The organism is Polynucleobacter wuianus (assembly GCF_001659725.1).
GTDB classification, from domain to species: Bacteria; Pseudomonadota; Gammaproteobacteria; order Burkholderiales; family Burkholderiaceae; genus Polynucleobacter; species Polynucleobacter wuianus.
Genome location: NZ_CP015922.1, coordinates 716,355 through 734,294, shown reverse-complemented (window position 1 = coordinate 734,294; position 17,940 = coordinate 716,355). Strand labels below are relative to the sequence as shown.

Here is a 17,940-nt window from a genome sequence, read left to right as displayed (position 1 = left end):
AAATAGGTTGTTGATTAACGATTGAAAACATTCATGCCAGGGAAGAAGAATGCAACTTCCACAGCAGCTGTTTCAGGAGCATCAGAACCGTGCACAGCGTTCGCATCAATGCTGTCTGCAAAATCAGCACGGATTGTGCCTTTTTCTGCTTTCTTCGGATCGGTAGCGCCCATCAAATCGCGATTCTTAGCAATAGCGCCTTCGCCTTGCAATACTTGAATCATGACTGGACCAGAAATCATGAAGTTCACCAAGTCTTTGAAGAAAGGACGGTCTTTGTGAACGCCATAGAATTGCTCCGCTTCGTTTTGTGACAAATGCGCCATTCTGGAAGCAACAATCTTCAAACCAGCAGATTCAAAACGGTCATAGATTTTGCCGATGACGTTTTTAGCGACAGCATCAGGTTTGATAATAGAAAGGGTGCGTTCAATTGCCATTCAAGACTCCAATAGTGATTTCAAAGGTATTTGTTGGTTAAGGCCAATAAACCGCCCTAGCTCAACGACCCCCGAATTATACATTGCTTGACCGTATTTACCCCTATGTCTGTAGGGCTAAGCCCTTGAATTTACAAGACATAAGCCCTTAATTTGTAGGTCTTTTATAGGGGGGCTTGAAATTGGGGTGTTTTGTCTATACTTAGAGTCAACAGCTCTTTATGGGCTCTTGTAACAACTATGAAAAAGAAGGAGTCAATATGAGTGATCTGAACTCTTACGGCTTTGGCCAATCCGGCTCAATTAGTACCGTCCAGGTACGCAATCGCGTACTGCGCAATACCTATGCCCTGTTGGCGCTATCTATGGTGCCAACCGTTATCGGCGCATGGCTCGGCGTAGCAATGGGTCTTGACCTTTTCTCTGGCAGCCCTTTCTTAGGCTTTATCGTTTTCATGGCAATTGCCTTTGGATTCTTCTGGGCAATTGAAAAGAATAAAGACACTGGCGTAGGGGTACTCCTATTGCTGGGCTTCACCTTCTTCATGGGCATCATGCTCTCTCGCCTAGTAGGCTTCACGCTCAATAGCTATAGCAACGGCGCCGCCCTAATCATGCTGTCCTTCGGCGGAACAGCAGCCATCTTTGCAACCATGGCAACCATTGCTACTGTGAGCAAGAGTGACTTTGCTGGCCTTGGCAAATGGTTAATGGTAGGCGTACTGCTCTTGATCGTGGCCTCTCTAGCAAACATCTGGTTGCAGTTGCCTGCTTTGATGTTGACTGTGATGGTGTTGGCTATAGCGATCTTCTCTGCCTTCATCTTGGTTGACGTGCAACGCGTCATTAATGGTGGCGAAACCAACTACATCATGGCTACATTAGCGATCTATTTAGATGTTTACAACGTCTTCACCAATTTACTTGCCCTCTTGGGTATCGTTGGTGGTAATCGCGATTAAGGGAGATAAAGACGCACTAGAAACTTTAGTGTGTTGTTCTCAGAAGGCACCTGCGGGTGCCTTTTTTATTTACAACCTGCCTGCTAGTTTGTGACGAAAAATTAGTTCGCTACAAACATGCTCACCGCATAAGACAGTGCAATCAAAATCAACAAGATTGCAAAACTATCTGAGGCTTTCATGATGCTCTCCTAGAGGTAAATGAATCTGTAGGCCCAAACATATGCCTACAAGTTCAATCTACTCTTCTATAAGACAGTCATCAAAATCCTATGCACCTAGAAGTGGGTAAAACAACAAAAGCGCACTAAATTAGCGCCAAATTGGTGCAAATATTCCTACTTTTGGAAGCTTTAATTGGGAGACTAGAAACGCCAACCTAAAGAAATGCCGTAAGAATTGATATTCACCTTGTCAGTGGATCCATCATTCCATTGAACGGTTTTGTAGTTTTGCTGTGATACCTCTACCCTTGTGAAGAGGTTTTTGGTGAGCAAGTATTCAGCGCCGATGCCATAACTCGGACCATTCATCCACTGATAGTAACCAGGTGATGAGAACTTAGACCAGGACCAACCAAGCTTGATATAACCCAATATATTTTCAGTAAACGCATAGGCCACCTTTCCACCGGCTTCAATTGGATGATGTGCGTCGGGATCGGTGCCTGTAGTATCTGTTGTCCCTAAATCATAGGTTCCATATACGCCAACTAACCAATCTTTATTAATAGCTTTGTAAGCATCAGCAGTAATACTTGGGATACCACTTCGACTAGTAGCTGATCCACCCGGTGTCGATACATCGGTAATAGAGTTCAAAGAATAATCAACAGCTAATCCAAAGCCCTCAAAGTTTTGTGACTGTGCATAAGCAATCGGCGCAGAAAGAGCCCATAAAAAAATTGCTATTTTTTTCATCTCATTACCCCTTAATGCTTATTTATATTTATTTCCAAGCACTATATCAAACAGTTAGGTTTTATCAAAAACCGCCATGGATTCCACATGGGAGGTGTGCGGGAACATATTCACAATGCCCGCCCCTTTGAGCGTGTAGCCTGCTTGGTGGCACAAGATATCGGCATCTCTAGCCAGAGTTTTGGGGTTGCATGAGACATAGACAATGCGCTCTGGCAACAAATCACTCTTCTGCAGATGTAGATCTGCCAGTGACTTACAAATTTCCATGGCGCCTTCACGTGGTGGATCCATTAACCAGCGCTCCGCTTTGCCCCACGATGTAATCGTTTCGGTGGTGACCTCAAACAAATCGCTCTGCATAAAACTGACTTTATCTTGTAGGCCGTTATGTTCAGCATTTGCTTTTGCTCTAGTCGTTAGCGTTGCTAAGCCTTCGATCCCTAAAACCTGTTTTGCTTTTCTGGCAAGCGGTAAGGTGAAATTACCAATGCCACAAAATAAATCGAGCACACGATCTGTTGTCTTGACTTCCAATAAGCGAATCGCTTTGCTTACGAGAGCGCGATTCATCATGTGATTGACCTGCGTAAAGTCGGCAGGTTTAAATGGCATCTCAATTTCAAATTCAGGCAAGCGGTAGCAAAGCTTGCCAGTCTCTGGGTAAAAAGGCGCTACCGTCTCAATACCTTTGGGCTGCAGCCAAATCCACACCTGATGCTCATCAGCAAAGGCTCGCATCAACGCTTCATCAGCTGGCGTTAAAGGCTGAAGATTACGAAATACTAGCGCTGTGACAGGCTTGTTTTTCTTGGGGTCATCAGAATTCGGGTCTTCTGGCTCACCAACAGCAATCTCAATTTGGGGCATGCGATCGACAATCGATAAACCCATCACTAGTCTGCGCATTTCAGGCAACAGATCAGATACATGCTTAGGCAATATCTCACAAGCCAGCATGTCGGCAACATACCCGCTCTTGCCTTCATGAAAACCAATCAGAACTGTGCCTTTTTTAATCGAACGATTGACGGCGCTCAGGCGTGCACGATGACGATATTCCCAAGTGGGTCCACCCATGAGACGCAAAATTTCTTCAGGCTGCACTTTGGCAATGTGATGCAAATCATCCTCAAGAACACGCTGCTTCATGGCAACTTGCGCCCGAATATCTAAGTGCTGCATGGTGCAACCACCACAGACGCCAAAGGCTGCGCATTTGGGCTCCGCCCTGAACACTGCGGGCTTGAGGATTTCTCTGACTTTGGCTTTACTAAAGCGGGCTTTATCGCTAGTGATGGTGTAAGTAACGAGCTCTGTAGGTAACGCACCTTTGATGAAAATGACTTTACCGCCCTGCCCTTCGGCTAGCTCTTCTTCATTCGGAGTTAGGCGGGCAATGCCTTGGGCATCTAAATCAAGTGCTTCTACTCTTACTGGCTCAGTCACTTCTATATTGACTGGCTTATCGCCTCTACGCATCCGGTGTAAAACCTTGGAGATATTCTTGCCATTGACCACCGTTTGGCTCTTTGGCTTCTTTTTCTAGATAGGCTTTAACAAAATCAATTTCTTCTTGGTATTCCTCTAATGAGAAACCGCCGCGCAGTAATTGAAAACGGCAATACATGAGGTAGGTATTGACAACATCGGTCTCGCAATAGCGCCGGATGTCATTGATCTTGCCTTCTTGATACGCTGGCCAAACTTGACTGCCATCCATACCCATCTTGCCCGGGAAGCCACAGAGTTTTGCCAAACCATCTAATGGCGCATTGGCCCTGCCATTAAATTTAGCTAGAAGATCCATCATGTCCAAATGGCGCATGTGATAGCGACTGATGTAGTTATTCCATTTAAAGTCACGGCTATCGGCTTCTTGACTCTCGCCCATCTCCCAATACCGTGGCGCTTGAATGTGATTGGCAAGTGCGCGGTAGTGCAATACAGGAAGATCAAAGCCGCTGCCATTCCAAGAAACCAACTGTGGCGTGTACTTCTCAATCAAATCAAAGAAGGCTTGCACCAATACTTTCTCATCATCTTCTGGCGTACCTAAAGTGCCAACCTTAATCTGTGGCAGACCTTCTTTTGTTGTTCTGCGAATCACACAAGAGATAGCAACAATCTTTTGTAAGAACAATGGTAAAAATTCACTACCGGTTTTTGTTGCGCGCTCAGCCATTGCCTTGGCAGCAACTTCAGCATCTGTCATGGAATCAGGATAGTCTTCGAGACGACGCAGACCCGCTACGTCAGGAATGGTTTCAATATCAAAGACGAGAACGGTGGCCATAGGCACTTTAGTTAGGGCGCAGCTTTACTGCAAGTACGGCGTCGGATTGACTGGCTTGCCGTTGACGCGCAATTCAAAATGGAGTTTTGCTGAGTTGGTATCGGTATCACCCATCTCGGCAATTTTCTGACCCTTGCGCACGCTATCACCCTCTTTAACTAAGAGCTTGCTGTTGTGAGCGTAGGCAGTGAGATAGGTATTGTCATGTTTAACAATGACTAAATTGCCATAACCACGCAAGCTATTGCCGGCATAAACGACTTTGCCATCGGCAGCGGCCAATACAGGCTCGCCCACTTTGCCAGCGATATCGATACCTTTATTGGTTTCGTTAAATTCACCAGTAACCTTGCCTTTAGCAGGCCAAGATAAACGAATACCTGGCTCTGCTACTACTTCAGGTTTACTTGTTTCTGCTGGCGCTGGTGCATCAACTTTCTGCGCACTTGCAGTTGGTTTGCTATCAACTGGTTTTGCCGCTTTTGCACTTGCTGGTGGCTTGATCAAAATCAGGTCACCTACCTCAATCACATTCGGATTGAAGTTAGGATTTTCTGCCTTATTCCACTGCGCTACATCGCGCGGTCCTTGACCATGATCCAAGGCAATACGCGCTAAGGTGTCACCCTTCTTCACGCGATAGTATCCAGGAGGCGCTGGTTCATTGCTAGTAGATCCGCCAGAGCGATCAATTACACCCGCTGGCTTAGCACGAGGCGTTGTAGAGCATCCCGTAATCAACACCAAAGATGCAGATAGGATTGCAACTAGAAGGCTTTTGGATAAATTGGTCATGGAATGTGAAATAGATTTCATACTACCCCTGATTGTAAGGGGACAAAAAAGACCTCGTCCAGCACAGTCCTTTGATAGCGCTGGGAACTCATTCTTTCGACGACAACGAGCTGCTGCTCTTTTGCATTTTTAGCAACTGGGGCAACCAAACGCCCACCAATCGCCAATTGATCTAGCAAAGCATCTGGGATTCCCAGACCAGCGGCAGCTAAAATAATTCCGTCAAATGGAGCCGCTTGGGGTAAACCCAAAATACCATCGCCATAAATCAGGCGCAGATTATTAATCCGAAATGGGCGTAACTTTGCTCTGGCCATATCGTGTAGCGACCGAATGCGCTCGATCGAATAGACCTCATCAGCCAATAGACTCAGTACTGCCGCTTGGTATCCACAACCAGTACCGATTTCTAATACTTTTTCGAGTTTCTGTTTTGGTTTATGAAGTAGCTCAATCATGCGCGCGACTACCGATGGCTTAGAGATTGTTTGCTCATGACCAATCGGTAGCGCAGTATCTTCATATGCCTGCGCATGTAAACCAGCATCCATGAAAGCGTGGCGCGGAACGGTAGCAATCGCTTCTAAAGTTTTACCGTGTTTAACGCCACCAGCATGAACTTTTGCTGCTAATGCTTGCCGATAAGCTGCGAAACGCTCAGTGGGCGCCTTCAACCGCGAGTCCATCCGTTAGCACGCATCGCTGCTAAGCGGGCATGATGCGTTAAATCCAATTGCATTGGCGTAATGGAGATGCAACCCTCATCAATTGCATGAAAGTCAGTTCCTTCGGAACCCTCTTTGACATCCCCTGCTGCACCAATCCAGTAAATCTTCTCGCCGCGCGGGCTATCTTGCACCACTACTGGCTGTGAATGATGGCGATTACCCAAGCGGGTCACGCGCCAGCGATACAAATCTGCGTACGGACGATTGGGAATATTGACGTTCAAGAGCGTGGCATTGCCATCGGTATGATTTTGATTCAGGCTCGATATCAGCATCTGTGCCACAACATCATGAGCAGCTTTAGCCGCATCTTCGATACGATTCCAGCCACGATCAATTTGTGAGAAAGCAATACCAGGCACACCAAACATGACGCCCTCTACTGCTGCAGCGACAGTGCCTGAATAGAGAACGTCTTCACCCATGTTCTCGCCTTGATTGATACCTGAAATGACGAGGTCTGGTTTCTCATCCAAGAAACCGGTCATCGCAACGTGCACACAATCAGTTGGCGTGCCATTAATAAAGAAGAAGCCATCGCGCTCACCACCAGCCACCCGATGAATCGACAGTGGCCTAGATAGTGTAAGTGAATTTGAGGCACCGCTATGGTTTTGCTCTGGAGCAATTACGGTAATGCGGCCTAATGGACGCACAGCATTGACTAGCGCCAAAAGACCAGGCGCTAAATAGCCGTCATCATTGGATACCAGGATGTGAGGTTGCTTTGCCATACTTAAACGAGTCCTGGTTTATGTTTGCCGCGCGCTCTCATAGCTGCATAGATCACTGGCAATACAAGTAAAGTCAAAATAGTGGTGGTGACCATACCACCTACGATTACGAGCGCCAATGGGCGCTGCGCTTCAGAACCAATTGAGTGCGATAAAGCAGCAGGCAAGAGTCCTAGGCCAGCCAACATCGCTGTCATTAATACTGGACGTACACGCAATGCTGCACCATCGACCATGGCATCTTTCATAGCAGCATGCTCTTCTGCCACGGTCTTATTAATATATGAAATCAAAATCACACCGTCTTGAATCGCAATACCAAACAAGGATAAGAATCCAAATAGAGCGGAGATACTCAAAGTCTCGCCACCGAGATGCAAAGCAATGATGCCGCCAATAGCAGCAAATGGTACGTTGATGAGCACAATCACAGCATCGCGGAAATTACCCAAGGCAGTTACGAGCAATAAGAAGATAGCTACCAGCGTCAATGGGATGATGACCATCAACTTCTGTTGTGCAGCTTTCATCTGATTAAACTGTCCATCCCAAGAAATGGTGTAGTTTGTTGGTAAGGCGACGTTCTTTTCAACCAAGTATTTGGCATCCTCAACCGCACTACCCAAGTCACGACCACGCACGCTAAAGATGACCGCGATATAGCGCTTACCTGCTTCGCGATAGATAAAGAATGGTCCATCAGTCAAACGCACATTAGCAACCATACCGAGCGGCACCTTCTGACCATTTGGGGTATCGATCAGTAAGTTTGTTACATCGGGAATATCGTTACGGCTAGCTTCATTTAAACGCACAGCAACGCCGAAGGTTTTTTCATCTTCTAAAAAGTTAGTCACTGGTGCACCACCAATCGAGTTGGCCACAACTGTTTGGATATCACTGACGTTCACGCCATAACGCGCGGCTTTATCACGATCAATCTGAATATTTAAGGTAGGCTGACCTAACTCTTTGAGCGTATTTTCATCTTCAATACCACGCACTTTTTTAAGTTGTGTCACCACTTCATGCGCTTTTTGAGCTAAAACTTCCAAATCTGATCCAAAAATCTTGACCGAGTTTTCACCTTTAACCCCCGAGAGCGCCTCATTGACGTTATCTTGAATGTACTGAGAGAAGCTATAGTTCACACCAGGAATCTTGTCTAGCTCTGCCTGCAAGTGCTTAATTAAGAGATGCTTGTTGGTACCTTTTGGCATATCTTCTGGCGACTTCAAGTACAAACCGTACTCTTGGTTAAATACACCCGTTGAATCCGTGCCATCATCTGGACGACCAATCTGCACTGCTACCCTATCCAACTCAGGCTGCTTTAAGAAATTCTCGCGCAATTGATTAGCAACTTTAATTGAGTAGTCTAAATCGACCGTATTAGGTAAAGTCACACGCAACCAAATATTATTTTCTTCTAGGGTTGGCAAGAAGGCGGTTCCTAAGCGGGTTGCGCTCAATAAAGTCAGACCAAGAATGAAAATTGAAATGGCAATCACATGACGTGGATGATCCATCCATTTCCGCAGCAAAGGACGATAGCGTTCTAGCATCCATGTGATGAACTTAGGCGGCGCGTGATGGAAATTTTCCCCAAAGACATAGGACATCGATGCGGGTAGGAAGGTCAAGCTCAAAATAATCGAAGCGACCAAAGCAAAACCCATGGTAAATGCCATGGGTTTGAAGATGATGCCCTCAACTCCACCCATCAGGAACAACGGGGAATAAGCCACGATGATGATGCTGGTGGAATAGACCATGGCCCGCTGCACTTCGCTCGTTGCCAAAATAATGCTTTGATTAACGCGCTTGCCGCCCTCTTCCATGTGGCGCATTACGTTCTCGGTAATAATGACCGCCGCATCCACAATCACACCGAAGTCAATCGCGCCCAACGAAATCAAATTGGCTGGCACGTTAAAGATGTACATCATGATGAATGAGAAACAGAGTGCTAGCGGAATCACTGCAGCTACCACTGCTGCAGCGCGGAAGTTACCCAAGAATACATAGAGTAAAGCCAAGACCATGGTGATACCAAAGAACATGGTGTGCTTCACGGTGCCCACTGTGATATCTAATAAAACCTGGCGATCGTAGAAAGGCTTTACCTGAATTCCAGGGGGCAAAATGTGACTGTTGATATTGGTGACTTTTTCTCGAACGCGGGCCAAGACCTCTGAAGCGTTCTCACCACGACGCAAATACACAATGCCTTCTATAGAATCGGGATTGTCATCAAACTGAAAGAGGCCCAAACGAGGTGCATTACCAATTTGCACTGTGGCTACATCACCAATCCGAACCGGCACACCTTTGTTTACTGCAATAACAACTTGCTTTATGTCATCAATATTCTTTAAGAGACCTACACCACGCACTACAAATTGCTGCTCACCACTCGGCAAAACGCCACCGCCAGTGTTGTCGTTGGCTTTCGATAAAGCATCAATTAATTGGGGAACAGTAATGCCCTTAGATTGCAAACTCTCAGGGCTCACGATGACTTGATATTGGCGCACCTTACCACCAAAAGAAGAGACGTCCGCAACCCCTGGGGTTTGCTTGAGCTCTTTATAAATTTCGTAGTTTTGTAAGGTCTTTAGTCGGGTTGGTGATGCATAGTCTGAAGTGACCTGATAACGCAAGATCTCCCCGGTTGCATCAGAGTCTGGACTAACGCTAGAGCTCACGCCTGGCGGAAACGCCACATTACCTAAATTAGTAATAAAGATTTGGCGAACCTTAAATGGGTCAGCGTTGTCATTGAACTTGAGTGTGACAACTGATAAACCAAAGAGTGAAACTGAGCGAAAGGCCTTAACGCCCGGAATACCCGCTAAGGCATTTTCAACCGGAATGGTGACTTGCTGCTCTACCTCAGTCGTACTTCTTCCTGGCCATTGGGAGATTGCCTGAATGGTCAGTGGTGCAACCCCAGGGTATGGCTGAATCGGTAATTGTTTTAAGCTAAATGCACCGAGCACCAACAGCACTGCTGCGGCAAACAGAATAATGATGCGCTTATCTAAAACTCCCCGAATGAAGGAGGTTACAAAACTCAATTATTCCTCCTGCTTGGCAAAACGGTCATTTAATAAGACTGCGCCATCAGTCAACACCATCATGCCGGGCTCAAGACCTTCTGTTACTGCAAAGCGCTTGCCATCCATATCATAGCCTTTGACAGCAAAGCGACGGTAACTATCCTTACCAGTTTTAATAATGGCGTAACGCATCTCACGCACACGCACAATCGCTGACTGTGGAACGACTACGGCTTCTGCATCACCTGTTTTAAGGCGGGCGTTAACGTACATATCTGGGCGCAAGAGTCCATCTGGATTTTCAACATCACAACGAATCAACAATGCGTGGGTCTCTGGATCAATGGTTGGGGCAATGTAATTAGCGGTGGCCACAAACTCTTTATCAGGATAAGACTCAGAGCGCAGAATCATGGTCTGACCCTTCTGAATTCTCCGTATATCTTGCTCGTAGATGTTACCCAGGAACCAAAGTTCTTTTGGATTAGCTAAAGTTGCCAGCACATCACCCGCATTGACAATCGAACCAGGATCTACTGAGCGCTTTACCACTACTCCTTGCAATGGGGAGCGCATCACCAAGTTGTATTGGGTTTTACCACTCTTATCTAAGGTTTTGATATCACCATCACTCGCACCCAAATTGCGCATTCTGTTGGCGGCAGCTTGTTGTGTAATTTGTGCATCACCCAAGAGGTCACTCATGGTCTTATTGCCTTCAAGCACCTTGGCGGTTTTAGAAGAAAGCAAATACTCTTGTTGGGCAGAGAGAAACTCTGGGCTGTACAACTCAATAATTGGTGAGCCAACTTCCACTTGCGCGCCATCAAATGCATAAATACGCTCTACCCTGCCAGGTGCTCTAGCAGAGAGCACTTTGGATCTTTCAGCGTTAAAGGCCAAGCGTCCAGGAACCTTTAGTTCAACAGGTACCTGCACTTTTTGTGCTTCTTGAAATATATAGATGTTTGGATTGAGTTCAACGCCAGGTAGCTTGAGCTCCATCGCGCCAGTACTTTCAATCGAAAGTATTTTTGCATTCTTCTCTAGCTTGACTGGACGATTCACATTCACAAACAAACCAATCACAATGCCTAACATCAAAATCGAAACACAAATAATGATTAAGCGCAGACGTGCACGTGTCTCTCGCGGCAATGCCCAATAGGAGCGATGAATCTCATTCGTATTAGCTGCAATACGGGCAGATAATTTCGCCTTCGTCTTTTTAGCCTCTTCAGAAGCTCGCTTTAGGAGCTTATGTAACTTATCCTTCAAAACGACTCCTTAAAAAGGTTCTTTACCAGCAGAAACCAGCAACACTGCTTGGGCCTGCATCAGGTTTGCTTCCGCCAAAGCCAACTGCACCTCTAAATTACGCAACTGTGTCTGGGCAGTCAACAAATCATTGAAACCTTGGCCATTATTGGAATACTGAATCAAACCGACTTTATATGCTGCATCGGCCTGTGGAACTTGTCTATCTTTTAGAAACTGGGTCTGTACTTTAGCCTGCTCATAGGCAGCATAAGCGGTATTGACTGCTAAAACAACTTGCTGGCGATTGGAGATATTGCCAGCTTCAGCCGACGCTTGATTACGTTGCGCCTGCTCTACTCCGTACTTCTCTTTAGTAAAGAAATACAGAGGAATGATGAGGTCCAATTCAAACTGGTAATACAAGGCGCCGTTGTTCGCAGAAAATGGACCACGTGGTGTGTAAGAAGAGCCTATCACTTGAAAATCTGGCAAGTAAGCTTTCTTGGCAAGGTCAACGCCTTTGCGTGCAGCATCGAGTTGCAATGCTGAACTCTTTAATGAAGGGTGGCTACTTTCAGCATAGTCTTCCAGCTCCACTAAGGTTGGCACACCCGTTAATGCTTTGCGTACATCACCTCGCAAAATCAATTTTTCACGGGAGTGACGGCCCACTAATGTATTGATGTTATTGAGCGCTACTTGCAGTTGACGGTCGACATTAAATTGATCCGCCTCTGCTGCGCTTTGTGCTACTTGTGCATTGAGGTATTCAACATAAGCGGCAGCGTTATTCGCGTAACGTGCTTTAGCGACGTTCTTAATCATTTCTAGGCGAACCACAGACTCTTTGAGGACCTGCAATTGCTTTTGTGCTGCGAGCGCGTTGTAGTAAAGACTAGAGAGCTGAGCGCCCAACTGTAAGTAAGTTGCTTCAGATTGCGCTAGCAATGCTTCTGCATTGGTATCGGCAATGTTGGCCGCCAAACTTCTCTTGCCCGGAAACTGAAACGGCTGCGCAATCGAGATGGCATTGTTATTGCTCACATTGGGATTACTACCCGCCGTACCAAGCGCTAGTGGTGAACCGACTGGCATACCTGACCACACCAAACCAACTTGTGGGTTAGCAGGCGCCGCAATCTGTGGCACAGTTGCTTTGGCAGATAAGTAGGATTCGCGCAATGATGAGAGTTGCGGATTATTAATCTTGAGTTCATTCCAAAGTTGACGCAGGTCCATTTCAGTTGGTCCACTTGCGACAGGCTTGGTATAAATCTTGGGTGTGTTTGCTTTCGTCACTGGAGCAAATAACTCTGCTGCTCTGGATGGTTTTTCTTGGCTACTGAGCTGAGCACCAATTGAGGGCAGAGCACTTAATGAAGCATCGCTGGTTTGAACGGTGACACTTGCTGGAGGGGTTTGATCTGCCTGAGCAAAGGTAGCGGCAGAAAAAGCAGAAGCAAAGAGCGCAAAAGCGGTTCTTTTGACTGGAAATACTGCGCTAATTTTGCGTGTGCCGAAAATGAACAAAAGCGGCTGCCTCTAAATCAATAATGCTGTTTTTATAGCCCCTGATGCAGATTTTGATCACGCATCCACCTGTTACAGGGGGTTTAAAGGATTATAGGGTAGAAAACGCAAATGTCGAATTATTGACGATTGCTATCCTATTGATTCTAAAGATAATAATTGTGGCCCTAGCCCGCCAAAGCCTTAAAACTCAGCATGAATCCTAAATGAAGCGATATTTACCGGTCCACGAGCCGAGTTATAGGCTGGATTTTGGATGTGCTGAAAGTTCACTCCTAGCAGTACATTCTTAATCAACATGGCGTTGTAATAGACCTCACCAATGCGCTCCGGGCGATAGTTAATTGTCTGATTTGGGCCGGCGTATGGATAAGCAGTATCGCCAATGAAGTAAGACACACCACCATTTTGTAAATAGTTTTTCCGATAGCTCGAGAGTCCGTTTTGCATCATCGAGATTCCAATGGTGTCATGTGGACGAGTCCAGCTTGTGCCATTCATTCCCAAGCCAACTGACATGGAATTATCTGCCTCAGTAAAGGACATGGTTTCAGTATGACCATCAGATGTGAATGCGCGACCATAGATACCCAAGTCTTTTGTTAAAGCTTGTTCACCATTAATACCAATACCGGTTTTGTATTGATAATTATTGCGCACATTATTAATTGCTTGTGTGCCTTGCGCATTATTAGCAATCACGTAATTAGTCGCGTCCTGAAAACGCGCCAATATCATACGATTGCGATACGCCAAGACACTGACCTTACCTGGCATGTCACCAATACTGTGCTGACGCTCGACTTCCACTTGATCGCCATAAGTATTAAAGATTTGCCAGTTCAGGTCTCTGCCGTTTGGCGTCTTTGGGGCAAGCATCCGAGAGGCGCGCAGCACCCAATTGCTCAGATACCACTCACCCGCTAAGCCAGTGCTGTAGCCACGGGCATCCGCTGCGTAGTCATAAGCTAGATAGGTCATATTGCCCCAGTTCATAAACTGAATACGGGGGTCTTTTGCATAGCGACTATCGTCAAAAATATCTAATGTAGAAAATTGACCAGCAGTCACCACTACACGATTACTACTGACTGTTTGCGTAATTTGATTAGCTTCATTCTCAAGCAGAACTTTTTCACCCTCTTGATTAATAATTTGACGCACAAATGCTCGCGCAGAATAAAACTTCGCTTGTGCCCCACTCGCCTTAGTTGCTTCGCCGTTGGTAAAGCCACCTAAACCTGTCAACCCAGAAAATGCTACGCCTGACACCACTTCAGGATTGAAATAAATATCGGTGTTTGGAGCAACGCGTGCACCAAAAAATAATGTACCAGACCAGGTATAGCTCATCGACTTCTGAGCGCTCAAACTGTTTACACCAGAATAGCTTGAGGTGAAATTGTTGTAACGCTGATTGATGTACGTCGTTTGACCGTGAACGTTCACCGGCAAGCCAAACACAGTACCTTCAGTAGGAAGATCTTCAATTGGCGATGCAAAACCCGCAATTTGGTCAGCGCCAGACCCTGCCCTCTGCGCATAGGCAGAAGCAGTCATAAAACCGAGCAGGAGAATGAGCAAAAGTTTGCGGGTCATTCACGATTTCTGATTGGGTTGCCAAATGCACAAGACGTACAGGTCGCACAGGTACTAGCAACAGATTGATGGGAATTTCGAGCAACTCACAGCCTGGAATTGAAGTCCAGGGGTGGCGCAGCCCAAATTATCCCCAAAAAGGAGTAATTTACCTAGTATTTATGTCGCTAGAGTGACATATGGACGACAAATGCTGAATAAAAAGATTGATCTAAAGCCCTAGCGCTTTAAATCTCGATAAAAATTCTCATGAACTCCATAGCCAACAAGAACCATTTTTGTGCCGTCCAGGCTTATAGAGTAGGCCAGCAGCATTTGCTGTTTTTGGTGCCTAAACTTATAAACTTGGGTGCCCAACAAATCTCCCTTTTTCATCTCTCCAAGCGAGGGATTGGCAATAAGAGCCTTGACAGCCGTATCTAAGGATTTCTTTTCAGCTGGTAATATTTTTTTAGTAGCCCGATCAAATCGAGGCGTTGTTAATACAATCATCCGAATTTATAAGGATTTAGATTGCCGACCTTAACCTCCTCAATGCTCACCAGCATATCTTGAAGCATTTGAACAGTTAAATCTGGATTCTCCTCCGCGACCTTTCCCAAGCGAGCCCAATACTCTATCTGCTTGGGAACAGACCTGTGCATTGCTTGTGCATAAGGTTTTGCATCTTCAATCAGAAGATCAGATAACTTGATAGCTATAGGCATCACATCACCTTTCATCGTTTCATTAATAGGTATTAATTTATCACAAAAGGTTGTAAAATGCAACCTTTTGTAATTCATTCGAGACAAATATAGATTTACCAAATGGATAACTTAAAACACCTTGTTAACTCTAGAAGTTGATGGAAATGCTACCGGCGATCCATCAAGGCTCTCGCGAGCGTGCCGGCATCGACATACTCGAGCTCGCCACCCACCGGAATACCTCTAGCGATCCGCGTAACTTTGATGCCTTTGGCCTTCAGTACTTCACCAATGTAATGCGCAGTTGCCTCACCTTCACTCGTGAAGTTGGTGGCTAGCACTACTTCTCGAATCGGTACACCGGTATCAGGGCTCTCAATGCGAGTCAGTAAACGATCAAAATGAATTTCATTAGGACCCATGCCATCAAGTGGTGAAATGCGACCCATGAGTACAAAGTAATTTCCTTTGAAACTCAAAGTCTGCTCGACCATCACTTGGTCAGCTGGTGTTTCTACAATACACAGCAGTGATGGATCGCGACGACCATCAGAGCAGGTATTGCAGATTTGGGTTTCTGAGAATGTATTGCATCGGGCGCAGTGGCCAACCGTCTCTACTGCTTCGCCTAATGATTGAGCGAGCACTGCTGCACCATTGCGGTCATGCTGCAACAAATAGAATGCCATGCGCTGAGCAGACTTCGGGCCTACTCCCGGCAATACCCGCAATGCCTCGATCAATCGACCGAGTGCATCTTGAGGTGCTTCTACACGTGCCATGAAATGAACGAATGAAAAATTAGAACGGCAACTTAAAGCCAGGAGGCATTGGCATGCCAGCCGTTGCACCAGACATTAATTGCGCGCTTGCTGCTTCTACTTGTTTGAAGGCTTCTGTATAGGCAGTCACGATCAAGTCTTCTAACATCTCGCGATCATCCATTGCACCTGGATCAATCTGTACCCGTTTGAGTTCGTATTTGCCAGAGATAGTCACTTTAACCAAGCCACCAGCCGCTTGGCCAGTCACTTCTAGCGCAGCCAGCTCAGCTTGCGCCGTTTTCATCTTCTCTTGCATCTGCTGCGCCTGTTTCATGAGGCCAGCAAGTCCACCTTTCATCATCGCTTCTTTTCCTTAATGATTATCTATATGGAGTGAAATTGATTCAATTTCTTAAATATCTGATTTCTATTGAATACCAAAAGTGCCTTACAGCGGCTTTACAGAGCCACCAACCACTTTGGCTCCAAACTCTTTTTCTAATTGCTGAATAAAAGGATCAGCTGCAATCATTTGCTCAGCATTCATTCTCTTTTCTTGATGAATCTGCGCATCAACCTTAGCAACGGTCTTACCTTCTACTTCACCCTTCTCAATCACAATCTTGACTGGCTTACCAAAGTGCGCTGTAAGCGCTTCTGCCAAGCGACCAACAGAAGCCTCAGAAGCTAACTGCGGCATCGGCGTCACGATTGTTGCTTTAACACCTACTGCTGAATCATTCCAATCTTGTAACTCGGTCTGATGTGCCAACTGTTGCACGAGACCACGCACTGGCAACTGACGCATCAAGGCATGCCAATCTGGATGCTCTGCAGGATTACCAGCAGCAGGAACAGCGGCGGAAGGAGTAGGAAAAGCTGCGGCTGGTGCAGGAGCAGCAGCCCTAACTGGAGCAGATGCTGGTGCTGACTTTGCTGTAGGTGTGGCAGCTCTTGCGGCTGGTGCAGATGAAGGTCGAGCGGTATTTACTGGTGGCGCTGATGGCGCTGCTGGTGAAGGTGCTGTGCTGCCGCCCCCACCATTACCTGGACGAAACGCCAACATACGCAATAGCGTCATTGCAAAGCCAGTCTGCTCATCTGGTGCAAGTGATAAGTCAGGACGGCTGGTAATCGTGATTTGGTAGAAGAGTTGTGCTTCTTCTTTAGTCAGTTGTCCAGCTAAGCGACGAATCTCACCTGCTTCTGGCCAATCTTCTAATACAGATTCTGGAACGACTTGCGCTGCTGCAATCTTTTGCAGCAAGCTAGATAAATCTTGCAATGCTAATGAGAAAGACATACTGCGCTCACCCATCTCATTTGCAACAGCAAGCAGGCTTGCGCCATCTTTAGCAATTAAGCAATCGAGAATGCGAATGAGATACGCATCATCTAGTGTACCGAGCATGCCACGCACCGATTCTTCGGTCACTTTGCCAGCAGCATAAGCAATGGCTTGATCCGTCAGAGATAAAGCATCGCGCATTGAGCCTTGAGCAGCTTTGGCTAGAACACGCAGTGCATTGACTTCATATTCCACTTTTTCTGCAGCGAGTACTTTTTCTAAGTGCTCTACGATGAGTGGTACTGGCATTTGCTTGAGATTGAACTGCAAACAACGAGACAAAATGGTGACAGGGATCTTTTGCGGATCAGTTGTCGCCAGAATAAATTTGACGTGCTCTGGTGGCTCTTCCAATGTTTTGAGCATGGCATTAAAGGCATGATTGGTGAGCATGTGCACCTCGTCAATCATGTAGACCTTATAGCGACCATTGCTTGGTGCGTATGCTGCTTTTTCTAGGAGGGCGGCAATATCGTCAACACCACGATTACTTGCAGCATCCATCTCAATATAGTCAACAAAACGACCTGCATCGATTTCCATACAAGCTGGACATTTTCCGCAAGGCTCTGAAGTCATCTTGCCTGATCCATCAGATCCAGTGCAATTGAGTGCTTTCGCCATAATGCGGGCAATCGTAGTCTTGCCTACCCCACGAGTACCAGTAAAGAGCCATGCATGATGGAGGCGACCCTGATCCAAAGCATGGGTTAAGGCCTTAACCACATGGTCTTGTCCTACTAGCTCAGAGAATGTTTTAGGGCGCCACGAACGGGCTAATGCCAATGCTGTCATGTCTTACATTCTAACAAG

General features: G+C 46.3%; 16 protein-coding genes and 1 pseudogene. 1 reads left to right on the top strand and 16 read right to left on the bottom strand.

The features are described 5' to 3' along the window. Positions 1-14 precede the first annotated feature (14 nt). On the bottom strand, positions 15-440 hold the full coding sequence (gene ndk, locus A8O14_RS03925) for a nucleoside-diphosphate kinase (RefSeq protein ID WP_068948326.1): 426 nt from the start codon (positions 438-440) through the stop codon (positions 15-17). 260 nt (positions 441-700) lie between these two features. Between ndk and A8O14_RS03920 the strand changes: the two genes are divergently transcribed. Further along, on the top strand, positions 701-1,402 hold the full coding sequence (locus A8O14_RS03920) for a Bax inhibitor-1 family protein (protein WP_068949701.1): 702 nt from the start codon (positions 701-703) through the stop codon (positions 1,400-1,402). 365 nt (positions 1,403-1,767) lie between these two features. On the opposite strand, the gene A8O14_RS03915 is transcribed toward A8O14_RS03920, so the two are convergent. The 15 genes and pseudogenes from A8O14_RS03915 to dnaX form a co-directional block, all read right to left on the bottom strand. Then, positions 1,768-2,322 (bottom strand): outer membrane protein, encoded by a 555-nt coding sequence (locus A8O14_RS03915; protein WP_068948325.1) that lies wholly within the window; start codon positions 2,320-2,322, stop codon positions 1,768-1,770. 54 nt (positions 2,323-2,376) lie between these two features. Further along, positions 2,377-3,804: a 23S rRNA (uracil(1939)-C(5))-methyltransferase RlmD gene (rlmD, locus tag A8O14_RS03910; protein ID WP_068948324.1), complete on the bottom strand. Its 1,428-nt coding sequence runs from the start codon at positions 3,802-3,804 to the stop codon at positions 2,377-2,379. Continuing rightward, a complete protein-coding gene (locus A8O14_RS03905) occupies positions 3,797-4,618 on the bottom strand; it encodes a 3'-5' exonuclease (protein ID WP_068948322.1) in 822 nt (273 codons plus the stop codon). The genes rlmD and A8O14_RS03905 overlap by 8 nt, the downstream gene beginning before the upstream one ends. A 24-nt stretch (positions 4,619-4,642) precedes the next feature. Next, positions 4,643-5,434 (bottom strand): peptidoglycan DD-metalloendopeptidase family protein, encoded by a 792-nt coding sequence (locus A8O14_RS03900; RefSeq protein ID WP_068948320.1) that lies wholly within the window; start codon positions 5,432-5,434, stop codon positions 4,643-4,645. Beyond that, positions 5,431-6,054: pseudogene (locus A8O14_RS03895) on the bottom strand (protein-L-isoaspartate(D-aspartate) O-methyltransferase); the annotation flags it as partial. The pseudogene A8O14_RS03895 and the gene A8O14_RS03900, both read right to left, overlap by 4 nt. A gap of 29 nt (positions 6,055-6,083) precedes the next feature. After that, a complete protein-coding gene (gene surE, locus A8O14_RS03890) occupies positions 6,084-6,875 on the bottom strand; it encodes a 5'/3'-nucleotidase SurE (RefSeq protein ID WP_068948317.1) in 792 nt (263 codons plus the stop codon). Between the two features lie 2 nt (positions 6,876-6,877). After that, on the bottom strand, positions 6,878-9,955 hold the full coding sequence (locus A8O14_RS03885) for an efflux RND transporter permease subunit (RefSeq protein WP_068948315.1): 3,078 nt from the start codon (positions 9,953-9,955) through the stop codon (positions 6,878-6,880). Beyond that, on the bottom strand, positions 9,956-11,215 hold the full coding sequence (locus tag A8O14_RS03880; RefSeq protein WP_082913095.1) for an efflux RND transporter periplasmic adaptor subunit: 1,260 nt from the start codon (positions 11,213-11,215) through the stop codon (positions 9,956-9,958). Between the two features lie 9 nt (positions 11,216-11,224). Next, the gene (locus tag A8O14_RS03875) at positions 11,225-12,727 is read right to left on the bottom strand and encodes a TolC family protein (RefSeq protein ID WP_068948314.1); all 1,503 of its coding nucleotides are present in this window, start codon (positions 12,725-12,727) and stop codon (positions 11,225-11,227) included. A gap of 183 nt (positions 12,728-12,910) precedes the next feature. Then, positions 12,911-14,326 (bottom strand): carbohydrate porin, encoded by a 1,416-nt coding sequence (locus tag A8O14_RS03870; RefSeq protein ID WP_068948313.1) that lies wholly within the window; start codon positions 14,324-14,326, stop codon positions 12,911-12,913. Positions 14,327-14,545: 219 nt separating this feature from the next. Then, positions 14,546-14,818: a type II toxin-antitoxin system RelE/ParE family toxin gene (locus A8O14_RS03865; protein ID WP_068948311.1), complete on the bottom strand. Its 273-nt coding sequence runs from the start codon at positions 14,816-14,818 to the stop codon at positions 14,546-14,548. Further along, positions 14,815-15,111 carry a ParD-like family protein gene (locus A8O14_RS03860; protein ID WP_228385124.1) on the bottom strand — a complete coding sequence of 99 codons (297 nt, stop codon included), beginning with the start codon at positions 15,109-15,111 and terminating at the stop codon, positions 14,815-14,817. The genes A8O14_RS03865 and A8O14_RS03860 overlap by 4 nt, the downstream gene beginning before the upstream one ends. 71 nt (positions 15,112-15,182) lie before the next feature. Next, on the bottom strand, positions 15,183-15,797 hold the full coding sequence (gene recR, locus A8O14_RS03855; protein ID WP_068948309.1) for a recombination mediator RecR: 615 nt from the start codon (positions 15,795-15,797) through the stop codon (positions 15,183-15,185). A 19-nt stretch (positions 15,798-15,816) separates the two neighbouring features. Further along, positions 15,817-16,140: a YbaB/EbfC family nucleoid-associated protein gene (locus A8O14_RS03850; RefSeq protein ID WP_068948308.1), complete on the bottom strand. Its 324-nt coding sequence runs from the start codon at positions 16,138-16,140 to the stop codon at positions 15,817-15,819. An 87-nt stretch (positions 16,141-16,227) separates the two neighbouring features. Then, positions 16,228-17,922, bottom strand: coding sequence for a DNA polymerase III subunit gamma/tau (gene dnaX, locus A8O14_RS03845; RefSeq protein ID WP_068948306.1), 1,695 nt, complete (start codon positions 17,920-17,922; stop codon positions 16,228-16,230). Positions 17,923-17,940 lie beyond the last annotated feature (18 nt).